A 19,471-nucleotide genomic window follows, 5' to 3' on the forward strand; every position below is an offset into this window, starting at 1 on the left:
GGCCGGGCCCCGCACGAGGAACGTGCGGGGCCCGGGTTGCGTTCCCACCGGGTTCGCGACGGCCGGATCACATGCCGGCGATGAGTTTCTCCACCCGGTCGTCCACCGACCGGAAGGGGTCCTTGCACAGCACGGTGCGCTGCGCCTGGTCGTTGAGCTTGAGGTGCACCCAGTCGACGGTGAAGTCCCGCCGCTGCTCCTGGGCCCTGCGGATGAAGTCGCCGCGCAGCCGCGCCCTGGTGGTCTGCGGAGGCACCGACTTGCCTTCGAAGATCTTCAAGTCGTTGCAGATGCGGGCGGCTTGCCCCTTCTTCTCCAGCAGGTAGTAGAGCCCGCGCCGACGGTGGATGTCGTGGTACGCGAGATCTATCTGGGCGACCCTGGGATGAGACATGGTCATGTTGTGCTTGGCCCGGTAGCGCTCGATGAGCTTGTACTTCATGACCCAGTCGATCTCGGTGCCGATCCGGTCGAGGTCCTCCGCCTCGATCGCGTCGAGCGCGCGGCCCCACAGTTCGAGGACCTGCTCGACCGTGCCCGTGCGGATGCCGCGGCGGTCCACGAAGTCCACGGCCTTCTCGTAGTACTCGCGCTGCACCTCTATGGCGGACGCCTCACGTCCGCTCGCCAGACGCACCTTGCGCTGTCCGGTGGTGTCGTGGCTGACCTCGCGGATGGCCCGGATCGGGTTCTCCAGGGTGAGGTCGCGCATCACCGTGCCCGCCTCGATCATGCGCAGGACGAGGTCGGTGGCACCGACCTTGAGCAGCATGGTCGTCTCGGACATGTTCGAGTCGCCGACGATGACGTGGAGCCTGCGGTAGCGCTCGGCGTCCGCGTGCGGCTCGTCGCGGGTGTTGATGATCGGTCGGGAGCGGGTCGTCGCGGAGCTGACGCCCTCCCAGATGTGCTCGGCACGCTGGCTGACGCAGAAGACCGCGCCACGCGGGGTCTGCAGCACCTTGCCGGCTCCGCAGATCAGCTGCCGGGTGACGAGGAACGGGATGAGGATGTCCGCGAGCCTGGAGAACTCTCCATGGCGTGCCACCAGGTAATTCTCGTGGCAGCCGTAGGAGTTTCCCGCAGAGTCGGTGTTGTTCTTGAAGAGATAGACGTCGCCCGCGATTCCCTCCTCGTGCAGGCGGCGTTCGGCGTCGACGAGCAGACCTTCGAGAATGCGCTCGCCGGCCTTGTCGTGGGTGACGAGTTCGGTCACGTTGTCGCATTCGGGAGTTGCGTATTCCGGATGCGATCCCACGTCGAGGTAGAGGCGGGCGCCGTTCCGCAGGAAGACATTGCTGCTGCGGCCCCATGACACAACACGGCGGAAGAGGTAGCGCGCCACTTCGTCAGGAGACAGTCGGCGCTGTCCCCTGAACGTGCACGTGACGCCGTACTCGTTCTCCAGCCCGAAAATGCGGCGGTCCATGACTGAACATTACGCCTGATGGCCTGTCCTGAAACCGGGTTCGGCCGCACCGATTCGATCATTTTCGGAAGGCATTACGACGGAGTCCGTGGGAAGAGGCCCGGCAGGGGTAATCGTGAGAACCCGCCGGGTGGCCAGCAGGACCAGCAGCGCGGCGACTCCGCCGGCCGCCGCGACGGCGAAGCTCGCGGCGGTGCCGCCGTGCTCGACGGCCGGTCCCGCGGCGCCGGTTCCGACCGCCGCGCCTACGCCGAAGGTGGTGACCAGCCAGGAGAAAGCCTCGGTGACGGTGCCGCGGGGGGCGTGCCGGTCGACGACGATGAAGGCACAGGCGAGCGCGGGTGCGAGGAAGACTCCGGAGACCGCGGCCAGTACGACCATCACGGGAATGCCGGGGGTGAGCATCAGCGGCAGGTAACCGGCCGCCAGCAGCGCGACGAGGAACCGCAGCCGCCGCTCGGGGGCTCCGGTCCACTGCCGGGCGCCGTACACCATGCCGCCCGCGAGCGCGCCGAGGCCGAGCGCCGCCATCAGCCAGCCGTACACCGCCTCCCGGCCGTGGTCGTCGGCGTACGCGACACCCGCGACGGTGATCGAGCCGAGCGCGAGACCGACGAAGAAGAACGAACCGAGGAGGGCCAGCAGGCCCGGCGAGCGCAGGGCGCCCAGCCAGTGGGCCTCGCGGGGCGCCGAACGCCAGGCACGCGAAGGCTCGGAGAGGACGACCGAGAGCGCGCCCAGCACGCCCACCGCGTTGATGACCAGGAGTGCGGCCGCCGGCGACCGGAGCGCCACGAGCAGCGTGACGAGCAGGGGACCGACGGTGAACATGATCTCCTGCGCCACCGCGTCCATGGCGTACGCCCGGTGCACCCGGTCCTCACGGCCGAGCACGTTCGGCCACAGGGCCCGCAGGCCCCCTTCGAGGGGCGGGGTGAGGAGCCCGGCGAACGCCACGGCGGCGTACGCGAGCGGCAGCGGGTCGATGCCGGCGAAGGTGAGCAGGACCATGCCGAGGGCCGACAGGACGGCGGCGGGGAGCTGCACACGCGGCTGCCCGTGGAGGTCCACGGCGCGGCCGAGCAGCGGCTGCCCGACGGCGTTGCCGAGCCCGTACACCGCGGCGAGACCGCCGGCCAGCGAGTAGCTGCCGCCCTCGGCGCGGGTGAAGAGCACGATCGCGATGGGCGCGGTGGCGTTGGGGAGCCGGCCCACCAGGGTGCCCGCCAGCAGGCGCGCGGCGTGCCGCGTCCTGAGAAGTTCCGCGTATCCCGCGGCCATGTCTGCCCCTCTCCGCTCCGGCACACACCGAAGTTTTACGTATAACGTCCTGTGTCATACGTACCATGAGCCAGGCCGCGGGTCCACCTCGCGGCGGAAAGCCGTTGCTGCGGAGGCACGAGTGACCAGCCCGGACGACACCCACGACGACGCCCGCCCGGCGGCGCCCGCCACGACGCCGACCAGCAGGGACGTCGCCCGCGCCGCCGGGGTCTCGCAGGCCACCGTGTCGCTCGTGCTCGGCGACAAATGGCGCGGGCGGGTCTCGGAGCGCACCGCGGGCCTGGTGCGCGAGGCGGCGCGGGAGCTCGGGTACCGGCCCAACCTCGCCGCCCGGAACCTGCGGCTCGGCAGGACCAGGACCGCCCTGCTCGTCGTGCCCGCGCTCACCAACGAGTTCTTCGCCCGGGTCTACGCGGGCGCCGCCCGCATGGCCGCCGAGCACGACTTCGGCGTCGTCCTCTACCCCTCCCCCGACGGGACGGGGCCCGCCCGCGACCCCTTCGCCTCGGCTCGGGCCGCGCTGGACGGCGTCATCGCGTCCTCCATGGCGACCGGCGCCCTGGGGGCGATCCGGGGCGCGGGGCTGCCGCTCGTGATGCTCGACAGCGATCCGGCGGACCCCGGCGCCGCCGCGCACGTGAACCTCGACATCGCCGACGGGATGCGCCAGGTGACAGAGCATCTGCTCGCCCTCGGCCACCGCCGGTTCGTCCACCTCGCGTCGGCCGTGGACTCCTGGACCTTCGACGTGCGTCGCGGAGCGCTCCACGACGCGCTGCGCCGGGCCCCCGACGCCGTCGTACGCACGGTGCCGGCGCCCCTGGACGTACACGGCGCCCGGCGCGCCGCCGAGCTGGCGCTCACCGGCCCCGGGCCCCGGCCGACGGCGCTCGTCTGCGACGACGACATCCTCGCGGCGGGCGCCTGCAAGGCACTGCGGCGGCTGGGACTGCGGGTGCCCGAGGACGTCTCGGTCACCGGTTTCGACGACCTGGCCCTCGCGACCGCCGTGGAGCCCGAGCTCACCACCGTGCGGCTGCCCGCCGAGCAGGTCGGGGAGCGGGGCATGGCCGCGCTGCTGGCCGTCCTGGACGGCCGCAGGCCCGAGGGCGGCGACCTCCCGGTGGAACTGATGGTCCGCGGCTCCACCGCACGCGCCTGACAGGTCTCCGGCACGCCTGTGCCCCGGGCCGCTGGGCGGTCCGGGGCACAGGCGGGACAGCCGGAGCGGTTACTCCCCGGCGCCCTCGGTGTCCTCGGTGTCCGAAGGGGTGTCGGTGGGCGCGGCCGCGTCGCCGTCCGCCTCCAGCAGGCGGGCCAGCTGACGGCCGACGATGCGCTTGAACTTCCGCTTCTGCGGTCGCGTACGGTCCAGGACCGCGACCTCGAGCCGCTCGGCGGGGATCTCCCGCTCGCTTCCGTTGGTGTCCCGCGAGAGCGCCTGCACGGCGAGCTTGAGCGCCTCCGCCAGCGTCATCCCGTCCCGGTGGCGCTGGTCGAGGAAGCTGCTGATCTGCTCCGCGTTGCCGCCGACCGCGACCGAGCCGTGCTCGTCCACGATCGACCCGTCGTGCGGCAGCCGGTAGATCTGGTCGCCCTCGGGCCGGGCGCCGACCTCGGCGACGACCAGCTCCACCTCGTACGGCTTCTCCCCGTTGCTGGAGAAGATCGTGCCCAGCGTCTGCGCGTAGACGTTGGCGAGGCCACGGGCCGTCACATCTTCACGGTCGTAGGTGTATCCGCGCAGATCGGCGTACCGGACGCCGCCGATTCTGAGGTTCTCGTACTCGTTGTACTTGCCGGCGGCCGCGAAACCGATCCGGTCGTAGATCTCGCTGAACTTGTGCAGCGCACGGGACGGGTTCTCGCCGACGAATACGATGCCGTCGGCGTACTGCAGCACGACAAGGCTGCGACCGCGGGCGATGCCCTTCCGGGCGTATTCCGCCCGGTCGGCCATGGCCTGCTGGGGTGAGACATAGAACGGCGTCGACACCGGTTATCCGTCCCTTTCTGTCAGTGGCACGTGGGTTCGGAAGACAGGGGCCGTCAGAGGAGCGCGGCCCGGGGACCGTCGGGCTGTTCCATCCGCCGCTCGAGGATCGAGCGGGCGAGCTCGGAGGACTCCGCCTCGTTGAGCCGCCGGAACCCCTCTTCGGTGATCACGGTGACGATCGGGTAGATACGGCGGGCCATGTCCGGGCCGCCGGTCGCCGAGTCGTCGTCGGCTGCGTCGTACAGCGCCTGGACGACCAGGGTGGTCGTCTGCTGCTCCGTCAGGTCGTCGCGGTAGAGCTTTTTCATCGACCCGCGGGCGAAGATGGACCCGGAGCCCGTGGCCGCGAAGCCGTGCTCCTCGGAGCGGCCGCCCGTCACGTCGTACGAGAAGATGCGGCCCTTGTCGCGGTCGACGTCCCAGCCCGCGAAGAGCGGGACGACGGCCAGCCCCTGCATCGCCATGCCCAGATTGCTGCGGATCATGGTGGAGAGCCGGTTCGCCTTGCCCTCCAGAGAGAGCTGGGCGCCCTCGACCTTCTCGAAGTGCTCGAGCTCCAGCTGGAAGAGCTTGACCATCTCCACGGCCAGACCGGCGGTGCCGGCGATGCCCACCGCCGAGTACTCGTCGGCCGGGAAGACCTTCTCGATGTCGCGCTGCGCGATCATGTTGCCCATGGTGGCCCGCCGGTCACCGGCGAGCACCACACCGCCGGGGAACGCGGCAGCGACGATCGTCGTGCCGTGCGGCGCCTCCACGACACCCTGTGTGGGCGGCAGGACACGCCTTCCCGGCAGCATCTCGGGGGCGTGGTCGCCCAGGAAGTCCATGAACGACGACGAGCCCGGCGTCAGGAAGGCTGCCGGCAGACGCCCGGTGCTACGAGGGTTGGCTTCCACGCGTTTCCTTCCGGATAGGCGGCGGCCCGCCCCTGGGGGCCGGGCCGATCTTTCGAACTGTGCAGGGACCATACCCGTGCGGTCGCCGGTCACCCGCCCCGGTGTGCCGGATCTGGATCACGGCGCCGGGGCGGACGACGAGGGCAACGGGCGCTACTCCCCGCCCTTTTGGACGAAGGAGCGCACGAAGTCCTCTGCGTTCTCCTCGAGCACGTCGTCGATTTCGTCGAGTACGGAGTCGACGTCGTCGGACAGTTTCTCCTGCCGCTCCTTGAGGTCCTCGGATCCCTGCGCTTCCTGCGCCGTCTCCTCGGTCCCCTCGGTGGAACGCGTGGCCTTCTGCTGTCCGCCGTCGGTGTCCTTGGTCGCCATCTCTGCCTCACCCCGCTCGCTCGGTTCGATGTCCTTGATCAGACCCTACAAGCGGGGTCTGACATCCGCGCCGTACTTTCACAACGCATGGGGATCACCTCGATGATTCCCACCCGCCGCCCCTTTCAGCCCCCGGAAAGCACCCGGACCAGCTCCTCCGCCGTGCGGCAGCGGTCCAGGAGCTCCTTGACATGGTTGCGTGTACCGCGCAACGGTTCCAGCGTGGGGACCCGCTGGAGCGAGTCCCGGCCCGGCAGGTCGAAGATGACCGAGTCCCAGGAGGCCGCCGCTACGTCGTCCGCGTACTGCTCCAGGCAGCGGCCGCGGAAGTACGCGCGCGTGTCCTCAGGAGGCTGCGTGCGGGCCTGCTGCACCGCGGTCTCGTCCAGGAGCCGCTTCATCTTGCCGCGGGCCGCCAGACGGTTGTACAGGCCCTTCTCGGGGCGCACGTCGGCGTACTGGAGGTCGACCAGGTGGAGCCTGGGAGCGTCCCAGTCCAGGCTGTCACGCCTGCGGTAGCCCTCCAGGAGCTCCCGCTTGGCGATCCAGTCCAGCTCGCCCGACAGGCTCATCGGGTCGTTCTCCAGCCGGTTCAGCACGTCCTCCCAGCGCCCCAGGACGTCCTTGGTCTGCTCGTCCGCGTCGGCGCCGAACCGCTCCTCGACGTACTTGCGCGCCAGCTCGAAGTACTCCATCTGAAGCTGGACAGCGGTCAGTGTCCGGCCGCTGCGCAGCGTGATCAGCCGCTGGAGCGCCGGGTCGTGCGAGACCTGGTGCAGGGTGCGCACCGGCTGGTCGACGGCCAGGTCCACGTTGATGAAGCCGTCCTCGATCATCGAAAGCACCAGGGCCGTCGTACCCAGCTTCAGGTACGTCGAGATCTCGGAGAGGTTCGCGTCGCCGATGATCACGTGCAGCCTGCGGTACTTCTCGGCGTCGGAGTGCGGCTCGTCGCGGGTGTTGATGATGGGGCGCTTGAGAGTCGTCTCCAGGCCGACCTCGACCTCGAAGTAGTCGGCACGCTGACTGATCTGGAAACCGTGCTCGTGGCCGTCCTGGCCGATGCCGACGCGGCCGGCGCCGGTGACGACCTGCCGGGACACGAAGAACGGCGTCAGGTGGCGCACGATGTCCGAGAAGGGGGTTTCCCGCTTCATCAGGTAGTTCTCGTGCGTGCCGTACGACGCGCCCTTGTTGTCGGTGTTGTTCTTGTAGAGGTGGATCGGCTGGGCGCCCGGCAGCTGGGCGGCGCGGAGCGCCGCCTCCGCCATGATCCGCTCGCCGGCCTTGTCCCAGAGCACCGCGTCCAGCGGGTTGGTGATCTCCGGCGAGCTGTACTCGGGGTGCGCGTGGTCCACGTACAGCCGCGCGCCGTTGGTGAGGATGACATTGGCCAGGCCGATGTCCTCGTCGGTGAGCTGGCTGTTGTCGGCTGCTTCCCTCGCGAGGTCGAAGCCTCGCGCGTCCCGCAGCGGGTTCTCCTCCTCGAAGTCCCAGCGGGCCCGCCGCGCCCGGTGCATCGCCGCCGCGTAGGCGTTGACGATCTGGGACGAGGTGAGCATGGCATTGGCGTTGGGATGGCCGGGGACGGAGATGCCGTACTCCGTCTCGATGCCCATTACTCGCCGTACGGTCATGCGGCCCTCCTTGCCCGGCGTCGCCCCCGGACGGGGGCGGCACTCAAGTACCGCTGGTTCTCCGGTGCGTGTGCGGTGCCCGATCCCGCACTGCGCGACTCGGCGGTACCGAAGAGCCTAGAACGCCTCTGCGCTGGTGGGGAGATCAATTCCGTCATTGCTCTGGTGTGGTCGAAGTGACGGCCGTCGCGGCGGCGGCCGCGGTGGAGAAAGCAACCGGCTGCGGATGCCCGCGCGGGCACCCGCAGCCAGTCCGCTGTCTACAGGTACTGACCGGTGTTCGCCACCGTATCGATGGAGCGTCCGGTGTCCGCGCCCTGCTTTCCGGTGACGAGCGTGCGGATGAATACAATCCGCTCGCCCTTCTTTCCGGAGATACGGGCCCAGTCGTCCGGGTTCGTAGTGTTCGGCAGGTCCTCGTTCTCCTTGAACTCGTCCACGCAGGCCTGGAGGAGGTGGGAGACCCGAAGGCCTTTCTGGTTGTGGTCGAGGAATGCCTTGATGGCCATCTTTTTGGCCCGGTCGACGATGTTCTGGATCATCGCGCCGGAGTTGAAGTCCTTGAAGTACAGGACTTCCTTGTCGCCGTTCGCGTACGTGACCTCGAGGAATCGGTTCTCCTCGGACTCGGCGTACATCTGCTCGACGACCGACTGGATCATGCCGTGCACCGCGGCTTCTTTGGAGCCGGTGTGCTCGGCCAGGTCGTCCGCGTGCAGCGGCAGCGTGGACCGGAGGTACTTCGCGAAGATGTCCTTCGCCGCTTCGGCGTCCGGACGCTCGATCTTGATCTTGACGTCGAGCCGGCCGGGCCGCAGGATCGCGGGGTCGATCATGTCTTCGCGGTTGGAGGCGCCGATGACGATGACGTTCTCCAGGCCCTCCACGCCGTCGATCTCGGCGAGCAGCTGCGGAACGATGGTGTTCTCCACGTCCGAGCTGACACCCGAGCCACGGGTGCGGAAGAGCGATTCCATCTCGTCGAAGAAGACGATGACGGGGGTGCCCTCGCTCGCCTTCTCCCGGGCACGCTGGAAGACGAGGCGGATGTGCCGCTCGGTCTCACCGACGTACTTGTTGAGGAGCTCGGGGCCCTTGATGTTGAGGAAGTAGCTCTTCCCCGCGGGCTGGCCGGTCACCTCGGCGACCTTCTTGGCGAGGGAATTGGCGACGGCTTTCGCGATCAGCGTCTTGCCGCAGCCGGGCGGGCCGTAGAGCAGGATGCCCTTCGGCGGCCGCAGTTCGTGCTCCTTGAAGAGGTCGGGGTAGAGGTACGGAAGCTCGACCGCGTCGCGGATCAGCTCGATCTGGTTGCCCAGGCCGCCGATCTTGTCGTAGTCGACGTCCGGGACCTCTTCGAGGACGAGCTCCTCGACCTCGCTCTTGGGAATGACTTCGTAGACGTAGCCGGACCTGGGTTCCAGCAGCAGGGCGTCGCCGGGGCGGATGGTCACGTCCATCAGCGGCTCGGCGAGCCGCACCACCCGCTCCTCGTCGGTGTGCCCGAGCACCAGGGCGCGCTCGCCGTCCTCGAGGATCTCCTTGAGGGTGACGATTTCCCCGGCGCGCTCGAATTCCATGGCCTCGACCACGTTGAGCGCTTCGTTGAGCATGACTTCCTGGCCGCGCCTGAGCTCTTCGAGCTCCACGCTGGGGCTGACGTTCACCCGTAGCTTGCGGCCACCGGTGAAGATGTCGGCCGTGCCGTCCTCGTTCGCCATGAGGAAGACACCGAAGCCGGCCGGCGGCTGCGCGAGCCGGTCGACTTCTTCCTTGAGGGCCACGATCTGATCGCGGGCCTCACGGAGCGTATTGGCGAGCCGCTCGTTCTGCGCGGACACGCCTGCCAAGTTGGTCTGCAGCTCGACGATCCGCTCTTCGAGAATCCTCGTATGACGCGGAGAGTCGGCGAGCTTGCGGCGCAGGACGGCGATTTCCTGCTCGAGATAGGCAACCTGGCCGGCGGGGTCCTCAGACCCTCGCCCCGGCCGGATGCCGCGGTTGATGTCGTCGTCGTGGGCTGCCACGGTCCTCACCTCCTCCAAGGGGAGCTGGACGCTTCCTGACCCTACCTGGGCGGGTGCGGGTTGAAACCCCTAGATCACAAAGACTGCGGGGTGTGTCCGATCTTCACCCTTGCGTACTCCCTCACACCAGGGGAATACCCACCCATCAACATCGGAAAGCGGGCGGTTGTATCGTCGAAGCGTTCAACACCCGTCAGGGCTGGCTTCAATTGCTACAACCGCGCAGGAAACGGCAGGAGATATGACCGTGCAGGAGAAGGCTCCCACCGCCGACGGTGCGCAGACGGGCGACCCGCTCGAGGTGTGGATCGACCAGGACCTCTGCACCGGCGACGGCATCTGCGTGCAGTACGCCCCCGAGGTCTTCGAGCTCGACATCGACGGCCTGGCGTACGTGAAGAGCTCCGACGACGAACTGCTGCAGAGCCCGGGGGCCACAACGCCCGTACCGCTGCCGCTTCTCCGGGACGTCGTCGACTCCGCGAAGGAGTGCCCGGGCGACTGCATTCACGTACGTCGGGTTTCGGACAGGGTCGAGGTCTACGGGCCTGACGCGGAGTGACGGATCACATACCGCGCGCGTCCGGCAGGGCGGTCCGGGCGAATTTGCCGCCCCGCCACCGCCACTTGACCTTCTCCGTCACGTCCGGGCAGCAGCGGGCCACGTCCGGCGACGAGTAGCCGAGCAGGGTCGCCGAGACGGCGCCGGTCCGTACCGCGAAATCGCTGACGCCCATCCCGTCCGCCGGGTCCACCAGGGTCGCCACGACGCGGGAGGGGCCGGTGAGCACGAAGACGCCACTGGGCGGGGTGCCGATTCCCGACGCGCAGCGTACGACCGCCACGGTCTCGGGCCGGCCGTCGCCGTCGAGGTCGTCGGAGCCCTTCTCGACCACGGAGGGCTTCCCGCCACGGCACTCCAGGGGGTACACCGCGCTCGACGCGTCGGGCGCGGCGGCGGTCCTGGCGGCGGGCGCGGCGGGTCCGGCACCGGGGGCGGACTGGGTGGCGGTGGCGGCTTCCGGCTGGAGCAGGGCCGCCCCGGCCACGACCGCGGCCATGGCGGCGGCGGTGGCGAGCCAGTGCACCGGGCGGGGGCGGGTGTGCGCGAGGTCCAGGGCGGAGGTCTGCACGCGGGGTGTCTCCTGGGGCTGTGCCGGTGGGGTGGCGAGCATCGTGCCACACGTCACAGCCCAGCGGAACGCCGGGGTCCGTGCCGGGAACGGAAAAGCGCCGCCGTCGAGTTCCCCGGTCGGTCGGGGAACTCGACGGCGGCGCCCGCTCGTTGCCGGGTCAGCCTCGGGAGGCGGACCCGCTCTCGCTTCCGGGACCCGTGTAGTCCTCGCCGTACGCGCCCTTGGCGGGGCGGCGGCGGCGCAGCGGGGGCTCCACGCCGTCCGCGAGGCGGCGGGCGGTGAGCAGGAAGCCGGTGTGGCCGATCATCCGGTGGTCGGGGCGGACGGCCAGGCCCTCGACGTGCCAGTTGCGGATCATCGACTCCCAGGCGGTCGGCTCCGCGAAGCAGCCGATCTCGCGGATGGACTCGACGGTGCGCGCGAGCTGCGTGGTGGTGGCCACGTAGCAGCAGAGGATGCCGCCGGGGACGAGCGCCTTGCGGACGACGTCCAGGCACTCCCACGGGGCGAGCATGTCGAGGATCACGCGGTCGACGTCGGTGTCGTTCAGGTTGTCCTGAAGGTCGCCGACGGTGAGCTGCCAGGCGGGGTGCGGACCGCCGAAGTAGCGCTCCACGTTCTGCGTGGCGATCTCGGCGAAGTCCTCGCGGCGCTCGTAGGAGTGCAGCATGCCCTGGTCGCCGATGGCGCGCAGCAGGAAACTGCTCAGCGAGCCGGAGCCGACCCCCGCCTCGACGACGCGGGCGCCGGCGAAGATGTCGGCGAAGGCCAGGATCTGCCCCGCGTCCTTGGGGTAGACCACGGCGGCACCGCGGGGCATGGACAGGACATAGTCGGGGAGCAGGGGGCGCAGCGCGAGGTAGGCGACGTTTCCCGTGGTACGGACAACACTGCCCTCGGGAGCACCGATCAGCTCGTCGTGGGGGAAGGAACCCTTGTGGGTGTGGAAATTCTTCCCGGCCTCGAGCGTGAACGTGTAGTGGCGTCCCTTGGGGTCGGTGAGCTGGACCTGGTCCCCGACCTGGAAGGGGCCGCGACGGCGGGCGGCACCGGTCGGTTCGGACATGTGACCAGCCTACCGGTCTTTTCGGGGCCGGCCTCGCCGCGGTACGGCGACGGAGGGACCGAAGCCGTCTACTGCGGGCGGGCCATGGCCGACACGAAGGCGCGCTCCACGTCGGCGGTGGACAGGACGCCGTAGATCTCGCCCGTCTCCTCGAGCACCAGGTACTCCGTGGCCGGGGCGGCCCGCAGGTGCTCCAGCAGGGCCTCGCCCGCCAGCTCGGCCGCGATCTTCATGTCCTCGGTGAGGTCCTGCGCGAGGCCGCTCACCGCCACCCAGGGCCTGCGGTGTTCCGGTACGGCGACGATGGCCGCCTCGCGGACGACGCCGGTGGGCTCCCCCTGCCCGTCGACGACGACCAGGGCGCGGGCGCCCGCCGCGTTGGCGCGTCGCAGGGCCTCGGAGAGCGGGGTCTCCGGCTCGACGGGGACGGCGCGCCGGGTGAGCGTACGGGCGTGCAGTCCGGGGAGGTGCTCGCGCAGCCGGGCCATGCGGAGGCTGTTGCCGGCGCCGGTCCAGATGATCGCGGCGAGGATGGCGGCAAGCAGGGCGTCGGTGACGGTCTCCATGCCGCCGATGTCCTCGGTGGAGTTGCCGAGGGCGCCGGTGTGGGTGAGCAGCGGGAGGCCGATGAGGACGGCGACGGCGAGCGCCCGGCCGACCCAGGCCGCGGCGATCGTGCCGCTCATCGGCTTGCCGGTGATCTTCCAGACGACGGCGCGGAGCATCCGGCCGCCGTCCAGCGGCAGGCCGGGCAGGAGGTTGAAGGCGGCCACGATGAGGTTGGAGATCATCAGACCGGCCAGCAGGACGCCGGGCACGGTGCCGGGCTCCACGGCCCGCATGCCCGCGTAGAAGACGCCGCTCAGTACGAGCGAGAGCAGCGGGCCGACGAAGGCGAGGACGAACTCGCGCCCCGGTGTCTCCGACTCCTTCTCGATCTCGGACACGCCGCCGAAGAACTGGAGCTGGATGCGGCGCACCGGCAGCTTGAAGCGCAGCGCCGCCACGGTGTGGGCCAGTTCGTGGACCAGTACGGAGGCGTAGAAGGCGACGGCGAAGAAGAGCGAGACCAGGTAGCGGATGTTGCCCAGCTCGGGGAGTACGCGGTCGAGCTGGCCGCCGAAGACCCAGGTGATGAGCGCCGCGACGAGGAACCAGCTGGGGGCGACGTAGACCGGCACACCGAACGGGCGGCCCATGAGGAGGCCGCCGCCCGGCTCGCGCGGGCGCTGCGGCTTGTCGCCGTGCCCGTCGCTCCCGCCGCGCTTGTCGCGCTCGCCGCTCTCGTTCACAGGGGCCCTTCGTCCGCAGGCGTCACTCGCCGCTGCACCGGGCGGTCCGCCGGCCGGGCAGCGCGAGAGGGTCTGCCGTCGATGGTATGCGGACAGCTGTCAGTGGCGGGTCGTAGGGTCTTGGACATGACTACGAGTTCCGGTCGGGACGACACTGCCCAGCGCCCCACGTCGCTGTCCCCCTCACGGGCGAGCGACTTCATGCAGTGTCCGCTGCTCTACCGGTTCCGGGTGATCGACAAGCTGCCCGAGAAGCCGAGCGAGGCGGCGACCCGGGGCACGCTGGTGCACGCGGTGCTGGAGCGCCTCTTCGACGATCCGGCGACGGAGCGCACCGCAGGGCGGGCCAGGGCGATGGTGCCCGGCCAGTGGGAGCGGCTCCTGGAGTCGAAGCCCCACCTCGTGGAGTTGTTCGCCGAGGACCCGGAGGGTGAGCGGCTGTCGCGCTGGCTGGCGGAGGCCGAGAAGCTGGTCGAGCGGTGGTTCACGCTGGAGGATCCGACCCGTCTCGAGCCCGCCGAGCGGGAGCTCTTCGTCGAGACGGAGCTGGAGTCGGGCCTGCGGCTGCGCGGCATCATCGACCGGGTGGACGTGACTCCGTCCGGCGACGTGCGGATCGTGGACTACAAGACGGGCAAGGCACCGCGGCCGGAGTACGCCGAGGGCGCGCTGTTCCAGATGAAGTTCTACGCCCTGGTGATCTGGCGGTGGAAGGGCGTCGTTCCGCGCCGGCTGCAACTGGTGTACCTCGGCAGCGGTGACGTGCTGACGTACGACCCGGTCGAGGCGGATCTGGAGCGGGTGGAGCGCAAGCTGCTCGCGCTGTGGGACGCGATCAAGGAAGCCACCGAGACGGGTGACTGGCGGCCGCGCCCGACCAAGCTCTGCGGATGGTGCGACCACCGTGCGGTCTGTCCGGAATTCGGCGGCACTCCCCCGGCGTACCCGCTGCCCGTCGCCCTCACCGTGCGCCCGGCCGATCCGCCCCCGGAGGACCAGGGCAGAATGGGCCCGGTCTAGCGAAGGAGACTCTGTGGCTATCCGCGTCCTACTGGTCGACGACCAGCCGCTGCTGCGCACCGGCTTCCGGATGATTCTGGAGGCCGAGCAGGATCTCGCGGTCGTCGGTGAGGCCGGAGACGGTCTGCAGGCGATCGACCAGGTCCGGGCGATGCAGCCCGACGTGGTCCTGATGGACATCCGGATGCCGCGGATGGACGGCGTGGAGGCGACCCGTCAGATCACCGGTCCCGGCAAGGACGGTCCGGCGAAGGTGCTCGTGCTGACCACGTTCGACCTCGACGAGTACGTCGTGGAGGCGCTGCGCGCCGGGGCCAGCGGCTTCCTGCTGAAGGACGCGCCCGCCACCGAGCTCGTGCAGGCGATCCGGGTGGTCGCGGCGGGCGAGGCGATGCTGGCGCCGAGCATCACGCGCCGGCTGCTCGACAAGTACGCGGATCACCTGCCGTCCGGCGAGGAGCAGGTTCCGGACACGCTGCACACGCTGACCGAGCGCGAGGTCGAGGTGCTGAAGCTGGTGGCCCGGGGGCTGTCCAACGCGGAGATCGCCGCCGACCTCTTCGTGAGCGAGACGACGGTGAAGACGCATGTGGGGCACGTGCTGACGAAGCTCGGGCTGCGCGACCGCGTGCAGGCCGCGGTGTACGCGTACGAGAGCGGCCTGGTCAGGCCCGGCGCCCAGTAGCGGACGCCGGACCCGGCCCGGCGGGGATCGGCCGTCACCGGCCGGCCCCCGCCTTCGGCCCTCAGCCCTCAGCCCTTGCCGATCTCCCAGAAACGGAAGACGGTCGACGCGTCCAGGGTCCACTCCAGGCCCGAGATGTCGTCGTGGGCGACGGCGTACTGCTTGCCCTGCCACAGCGGAATGACCGGCAGCTCGTCGGCGACGATGTCCTGGAGCTTGCCGAAGTCCTTGTCGACCTTGGTGCGGTCGGCCGAGGCGGCGGTGTCCGGGATGATCCGGCCGGTGATCTGGCTGTTCTCGTAGTTGTTGCCCAGGACGTTGTCCTTGCCGAAGAACGGCTGGGTGAAGTTGTCCGGGTCCGGGTAGTCGGGGACCCAGCCCTTCACGTACACGCCGTACTTGCCGGCCGCGATGTCCTTCTCGTACTGCTCGATCTCGACGGACTTGACCTTGGCCTCGAAGAGGCCGCTCTTGTTGAGCTGCTCGGCTATCGCCTCGAACTCCTGGACCGTGGCGGGTCCGTAGCGGCTGGGCGTGGCCCAGAGGGTCAGCTTCACCTTGCCGGTGATGCCCGCGTCGCGCAGGGCCGCCTCGGCCTTGCCGGGCTGCGGGCTGCCCCCGTAGGTGTCGAAGAACGCCGTGTTGTGGGCGCCGATACCAGCCGGGACGATCGAGTACAGCGGGGTCGCGGTGGACTGGTAGATGTCCCGCACCAGGGCGTCGCGGTCGATGAGGTACGCCATGGCCTTGCGGACGCCGGGCTTGCCGGCGACCGGGTCCTTCATGTTGAAGACCAGGTGCTGGACCTCGGCGCTGGAGCCCTCGACGACCTCGACGCCGTCGGTGCCGCCGTCCGTCGCGTTCTCCAGCTCGGTGATGTCGCCGATCGTGAGGCCGCGGTAGGCGATGTCCACGTCGCGCGCCTTGAGGGACTCGGCCAGCGCCTTCTGGTCGCCGTGGAAGAACTTCACGGTGACGCCGGAGTTCTTCACCTCGGCGGTGCCCTTGTACTCGCCGTTGACGGAGAAGACCGCTTCGTCCTGGTCGAAGGATTCCAGCTTGTACGGCCCCGAGCCGACCGCCTGCTGGTCGGTGCGGAGCTTGTCGAAGGCGTACTCGCGGTGGTCGACGATGGAGCCGGCGCCCGAGGCGATCTTGCTCGGGAAGGTGGCGTCCGGGACCTTGAGGCGGAAGACGACGCTCTGGTCGTCCGGCGTCTCGATCGTGTCGATGGAGGAGAGCATGACCGCCGCCGGGCCGGCCTTGTCGTTGATCTTCAGCGAGCGCTCGAAGGAGTACTTGACGTCCTTGGAGGTCAGGCTGTTGCCATTGCTGAACTTCAGGCCGTCGCGCAGCGTGCAGCGGAAGACCTTGCTGGCGCCGTCGTCGAAGCCGCACTCCTTCGCGGCCTCGGGCTCCGGCACCGAGCTGCCCTTCGGGAAGGCCAGCAGCGACTGGAAGACGTTGTTGAACAGCAGCCAGGAGCCCGGGTCGTAGCCCGACGCCGGATCGGTGGCCAGCACCTCGTCCGACATACCCATGACCACCGCGTCACCCGTGCCCCCCGAGCCGCCCTCCTCGGTGCCACAACCACTGAGCAGACCCGCCGCGAGTCCCGCCGCGAGCGGGGCCGTCAGCCACTGGTTACGCCTTTTCACGGATCCTTGCCTCACAGATTCGATGAATTAACCACCGGCGACGCGGTCTTCGCGGCCGGGTACTGCCGGCGTCAGGAGACGCCGCGGCCCAACTCCCACAGCTGCAGGTCCGCCGAGGAGTTGATGGCCCATTCGACGCCGGTGATGTCGTCGCGCGCGGCGACGTACTGCTTGCCCTGCCACAGCGGCAGCACCGGCACGTCGTTGGCGACGATCTCCTGGATCCGCTCGAACGTCTCCGCGGCCACGCTCCGGTCGGCGGCACGGCGCGACTCGGGGATGAGCTTGTTCCTGATCTCGCTGTTCGCGTACGGGGTGTTGAGGAAGTTGTCCTTGCCCAGGAACGGCGCGACGTAGTTGTCGGCGTCCGGGAAGTCGGGGAACCAGCCCATGCCGTAGACGGCGTACTCGCCGCGCTTCTGGTTGTCACGGAACTTCGACCACTCGGTGCCCTTGATGCCGACGTCGAAGAGTTTCGTGGCGTTGAGCTGCTCCTGGAGCACCTCGAACTCCTTCTTCGTCGCCGAGCCGTAGTGGTCGGTCGTGTAGTTCAGCGTCAGCTTCACCGGTGTGCTGATGCCCGCCGCGCTCAGGATTCCGGCCGCCTTGCGCGCGTTCGGCTCGCCGTACTTGTTGAAGAACGCGTTCTGGTGCCCGGGGATGGTGTTCGGAATGAGCGAGTAGAGCGGTTCGGCCGTGGCCGGGTAGACCGTGCTCGCGAGCTGCCCGCGGTCGACGACGGAGGCCAGGGCCTGGCGCACCGCCTTGCTCTTCACGGTGGAGTCCTCGATGTCGAAGCCGAGGTAGCGGATCTCCAGGCCGGGCATCTCGACGAGGTCGATGCCCTCGGGCGGGTTCTCCAGCAGGTCCTTGATCTGGCCGGGCTGCAGGGTGCGCGTCATCATGCTGATGTCGCCGTCCCTGAGCGCCTTCTCCATGGACGCTGTGTCCTTGAAGGACCGCAGTTCGACCTTGTCGTTCTGGAGGTTCAGGTCGCCCTTGTACTCGGGGTTCCTGCTGAAGACCGCCTTGACGACCCGGTCGCCCTCGGTCTCGGTCTCCAGCGTGTACGGGCCCGATCCGTCGGCGTCGACTCCGGCCCGGAGCTTGTCCGCCTTGTACGCGTCGGGGTCGACGATGGCCGCGGCGGGCGTCGCGAGCTTGTACGGGAACGTGGCGTCCGGCGCCTTGAGGTGGAAGACGACTCCGCTGTCGCCGTTGGTCTCGATCGTGTCGATGTTCGACAGCAGTGCGACCGGACCGTTGTCGTCGTTGATCCTCAGCACGCGCTCGATCGAGAACTTGACGTCCTCGGCGGTGATCGCGTCGCCGTCGGAGAACTTCAGCCCGCTGCGCAGGGTGCAGCGGTAGCTCTCGTTCTGGGTGTCCGTGAAGCCGCACTTGGAGGCCGCGTCCGGCACCGGCTCGCCGCCGCCGCGCGGGACGTGCATCAGCGTCTGGAGGGTCTGCCGGAGGACGTTCCAGGCGCCCGCGTCGTAGGCGAACGCCGGGTCGAAGGGCGCGGGGGCCTCCTTCGTGGCAACGAACTGGTCCGTGGTGCCCACGACTATGGCCTCACCGCCCTTGCCGCCGCCGTCCGACCCGCCGCACGCGGCGAGCACGGGCGCGAGCAGGCCAATCATGGCCGGCAGCACCAAAGTCTTGCGGTTCATCCTGGACGTTCTCCCTCATCCGGCACTGAGTTTCAGCGGTGTACTGGACACTCCGCCGCGGCCGCCCGGTCGGGGCGGAGCGATCGGGCCGGGATCAGAGCGATCGGGTACGTGGTCCCAGCAACTGGTTGGGCGCTGAGGCACGTGATGATGCGGCGAAGTTCTCGCGTTGAGATTAGTGGGAAACGCCGGGAATCCTGGACCGGAGGCATGCCGGCCCGTTATCGGCCGGTGATCATGAAACCCGGAGCCTCGGCACCGCGGGGTGGGAATGATTCGTACACCACCCCACCAATGCGGACACAAGGGCGTCAAATACAGTCCCTCGGAGGCGCTTTGGCACTCCCGGACGACCCCCGCGACGGCCCGGGTGGTGACAAACGTCACCCGTTCGAACCATTTGATCGACTGCGCATTTTCCGTTCCGCGCGTCACGGAAAATGCACGGCCCAATGCCGAGAGTTTCCAGCCATTAGCGAAAGTACGCTCGGTGCACGGATCAGTTCATTCGCGTGATCAAGGTCCGGAGAAAGGCGAGATCGACTTCTTCGAGCGATCCCACGACGACCCGGCCGCGCGCGGGCGCGATCGGCGCGACGGACGGCACGGCCACCACCCGGCAGCCTGCCGCCTCGGCGGCCGCCACACCGGTCGCCGTGTCCTCGACGACCGCGCATCTCAGGGGGTCGGCGCCGAGCCGGGCCGCCGCGAGCAGGTACGGGTCGGGGTGCGGCTTCGTACGGGCCACCTCGTCGCCCGCGACCGTGAGCGTGAACTTCTCCGGGCCGAGCGTCTCCAGCACCCGGTCGATGATGCGCCGGTGCGAGGCGGAGACCAGGGCGGTGGGCACCTCGTGCGCCGCCAGTTCGGCGAGCAGCCGCGCCGCGCCCGGCATCAGCGGCACGCCGCGCCCGATGCGCTTCTCGAAGCGGTCGTTGAGCAGCACCGTGAGCTCGGGCAGGGTGATGTCCGCGCCGGTCACCTCGATGAGGTAGCCGGCACTGCGTGTCATGGGCCCGCCGACCACCACGTCGCGCCACGCCTCGTCCAGCACATGCCCGAGGTCCGCGAAGACCTCCGCCTCGACGTCCCACCAGAACCCTTCGGTGTCCACCAGGGTGCCGTCCATGTCGAGGAAAACGGCCTGCAGGGCGGAGCCTTCGGCCGTACGGGTACTGGGCGCGGGGACGGTACTGGTCATCCGGGCACACCTCCTGGAGGGACGAGAAGGCCGGCCGCCTCCCCAGGGGGAAGGCGACCGGCCTGCACTGGACCGACCAGTGTACGACCCGTCGGG

17 protein-coding genes are annotated in these 19,471 nt (G+C 69.4%); 4 read left to right on the plus strand and 13 right to left on the minus strand.

Annotated features, from left to right (window positions below):
- Positions 1 to 67 precede the first annotated feature (67 nt).
- Both pafA and ACWD0Y_RS06180 read right to left on the minus strand, forming a co-directional pair.
- A complete protein-coding gene (pafA, locus tag ACWD0Y_RS06175) occupies positions 68 to 1,429 on the minus strand; it encodes a Pup--protein ligase (RefSeq protein ID WP_069929580.1) in 1,362 nt (453 codons plus the stop codon).
- 9 nt (positions 1,430 to 1,438) lie between these two features.
- Positions 1,439 to 2,710 (minus strand): MFS transporter, encoded by a 1,272-nt coding sequence (locus ACWD0Y_RS06180; RefSeq protein ID WP_450259264.1) that lies wholly within the window; start codon positions 2,708 to 2,710, stop codon positions 1,439 to 1,441.
- Between the two features lie 121 nt (positions 2,711 to 2,831).
- Between ACWD0Y_RS06180 and ACWD0Y_RS06185 the strand changes: the two genes are divergently transcribed.
- Entirely contained in the window at positions 2,832 to 3,875 is a 1,044-nt protein-coding gene (locus ACWD0Y_RS06185) for a LacI family DNA-binding transcriptional regulator (protein WP_450259265.1), read from the plus strand.
- Between the two features lie 69 nt (positions 3,876 to 3,944).
- On the opposite strand, the gene prcA is transcribed toward ACWD0Y_RS06185, so the two are convergent.
- From prcA to arc, 5 genes are all read right to left on the minus strand, one after another.
- Positions 3,945 to 4,709, minus strand: a complete 765-nt coding sequence (gene prcA, locus ACWD0Y_RS06190) for a proteasome subunit alpha (RefSeq protein WP_450259266.1) — start codon at positions 4,707 to 4,709, stop codon at positions 3,945 to 3,947.
- Between the two features lie 53 nt (positions 4,710 to 4,762).
- Positions 4,763 to 5,608, minus strand: a complete 846-nt coding sequence (gene prcB / locus ACWD0Y_RS06195; RefSeq protein ID WP_093801646.1) for a proteasome subunit beta — start codon at positions 5,606 to 5,608, stop codon at positions 4,763 to 4,765.
- A 153-nt stretch (positions 5,609 to 5,761) separates the two neighbouring features.
- Positions 5,762 to 5,980, minus strand: a complete 219-nt coding sequence (locus ACWD0Y_RS06200) for a ubiquitin-like protein Pup (protein ID WP_093801645.1) — start codon at positions 5,978 to 5,980, stop codon at positions 5,762 to 5,764.
- 125 nt (positions 5,981 to 6,105) lie between these two features.
- Positions 6,106 to 7,617 carry a depupylase/deamidase Dop gene (dop, locus tag ACWD0Y_RS06205; RefSeq protein ID WP_450259267.1) on the minus strand — a complete coding sequence of 504 codons (1,512 nt, stop codon included), beginning with the start codon at positions 7,615 to 7,617 and terminating at the stop codon, positions 6,106 to 6,108.
- A gap of 260 nt (positions 7,618 to 7,877) precedes the next feature.
- Positions 7,878 to 9,644, minus strand: coding sequence for a proteasome ATPase (gene arc, locus ACWD0Y_RS06210; RefSeq protein ID WP_093801643.1), 1,767 nt, complete (start codon positions 9,642 to 9,644; stop codon positions 7,878 to 7,880).
- 241 nt (positions 9,645 to 9,885) lie between these two features.
- On the opposite strand from arc, the gene ACWD0Y_RS06215 reads away from it, so the two are divergent.
- Positions 9,886 to 10,206: a ferredoxin gene (locus tag ACWD0Y_RS06215; protein WP_093801642.1), complete on the plus strand. Its 321-nt coding sequence runs from the start codon at positions 9,886 to 9,888 to the stop codon at positions 10,204 to 10,206.
- Positions 10,207 to 10,210: 4 nt separating this feature from the next.
- Here ACWD0Y_RS06215 and ACWD0Y_RS06220 read toward each other — a convergent pair whose 3' ends face one another.
- The 3 genes from ACWD0Y_RS06220 to ACWD0Y_RS06230 all read right to left on the minus strand — a co-directional run bounded on the left by ACWD0Y_RS06220 (position 10,211) and on the right by ACWD0Y_RS06230 (position 13,138).
- Positions 10,211 to 10,777, minus strand: coding sequence for a hypothetical protein (locus ACWD0Y_RS06220; RefSeq protein ID WP_450259268.1), 567 nt, complete (start codon positions 10,775 to 10,777; stop codon positions 10,211 to 10,213).
- A gap of 160 nt (positions 10,778 to 10,937) precedes the next feature.
- Positions 10,938 to 11,846 carry a tRNA (adenine-N1)-methyltransferase gene (locus ACWD0Y_RS06225; protein WP_093801640.1) on the minus strand — a complete coding sequence of 303 codons (909 nt, stop codon included), beginning with the start codon at positions 11,844 to 11,846 and terminating at the stop codon, positions 10,938 to 10,940.
- A gap of 68 nt (positions 11,847 to 11,914) precedes the next feature.
- Complete coding sequence (locus ACWD0Y_RS06230) at positions 11,915 to 13,138, minus strand: site-2 protease family protein (RefSeq protein ID WP_093801639.1); 1,224 nt, start codon at positions 13,136 to 13,138, stop codon at positions 11,915 to 11,917.
- Between the two features lie 126 nt (positions 13,139 to 13,264).
- Here ACWD0Y_RS06230 and ACWD0Y_RS06235 point away from each other — a divergent pair, with 126 nt between their 5' ends.
- Both ACWD0Y_RS06235 and ACWD0Y_RS06240 read left to right on the plus strand, forming a co-directional pair.
- Positions 13,265 to 14,158, plus strand: coding sequence for a RecB family exonuclease (locus ACWD0Y_RS06235; RefSeq protein WP_450259269.1), 894 nt, complete (start codon positions 13,265 to 13,267; stop codon positions 14,156 to 14,158).
- Positions 14,159 to 14,171: 13 nt separating this feature from the next.
- On the plus strand, positions 14,172 to 14,843 hold the full coding sequence (locus ACWD0Y_RS06240; RefSeq protein ID WP_093801637.1) for a response regulator: 672 nt from the start codon (positions 14,172 to 14,174) through the stop codon (positions 14,841 to 14,843).
- A 68-nt stretch (positions 14,844 to 14,911) separates the two neighbouring features.
- Here the strand turns inward: ACWD0Y_RS06240 and ACWD0Y_RS06245 are convergent, their stop codons facing one another.
- The 3 genes from ACWD0Y_RS06245 to ACWD0Y_RS06255 all read right to left on the minus strand — a co-directional run bounded on the left by ACWD0Y_RS06245 (position 14,912) and on the right by ACWD0Y_RS06255 (position 19,375).
- On the minus strand, positions 14,912 to 16,501 hold the full coding sequence (locus ACWD0Y_RS06245; protein WP_450259270.1) for an ABC transporter substrate-binding protein: 1,590 nt from the start codon (positions 16,499 to 16,501) through the stop codon (positions 14,912 to 14,914).
- 71 nt (positions 16,502 to 16,572) lie between these two features.
- Positions 16,573 to 18,174 carry an ABC transporter substrate-binding protein gene (locus ACWD0Y_RS06250; RefSeq protein ID WP_450259271.1) on the minus strand — a complete coding sequence of 534 codons (1,602 nt, stop codon included), beginning with the start codon at positions 18,172 to 18,174 and terminating at the stop codon, positions 16,573 to 16,575.
- 499 nt (positions 18,175 to 18,673) lie between these two features.
- Positions 18,674 to 19,375, minus strand: a complete 702-nt coding sequence (locus ACWD0Y_RS06255; RefSeq protein ID WP_450259272.1) for an HAD family hydrolase — start codon at positions 19,373 to 19,375, stop codon at positions 18,674 to 18,676.
- Between the last annotated feature and the right edge of the window lie 96 nt (positions 19,376 to 19,471).

It is taken from the genome of Streptomyces altiplanensis (genome assembly GCF_053591575.1).

Coding starts and splice junctions, on each gene's coding strand:
- ACWD0Y_RS06250 (WP_450259271.1), bottom strand. CDS start 18,174: ATGAACCGCAAGACTTTGGTGCTGCCGGCCATGATTGGCCTGCTCGCG.
- ACWD0Y_RS06235 (WP_450259269.1), top strand. CDS start 13,265: ATGACTACGAGTTCCGGTCGGGACGACACTGCCCAGCGCCCCACGTCG.
- dop (WP_450259267.1), bottom strand. CDS start 7,617: ATGACCGTACGGCGAGTAATGGGCATCGAGACGGAGTACGGCATCTCC.
- ACWD0Y_RS06215 (WP_093801642.1), top strand. CDS start 9,886: ATGACCGTGCAGGAGAAGGCTCCCACCGCCGACGGTGCGCAGACGGGC.
- ACWD0Y_RS06180 (WP_450259264.1), bottom strand. CDS start 2,710: ATGGCCGCGGGATACGCGGAACTTCTCAGGACGCGGCACGCCGCGCGC.
- ACWD0Y_RS06200 (WP_093801645.1), bottom strand. CDS start 5,980: ATGGCGACCAAGGACACCGACGGCGGACAGCAGAAGGCCACGCGTTCC.
- ACWD0Y_RS06225 (WP_093801640.1), bottom strand. CDS start 11,846: ATGTCCGAACCGACCGGTGCCGCCCGCCGTCGCGGCCCCTTCCAGGTC.
- ACWD0Y_RS06255 (WP_450259272.1), bottom strand. CDS start 19,375: ATGACCAGTACCGTCCCCGCGCCCAGTACCCGTACGGCCGAAGGCTCC.
- pafA (WP_069929580.1), bottom strand. CDS start 1,429: ATGGACCGCCGCATTTTCGGGCTGGAGAACGAGTACGGCGTCACGTGC.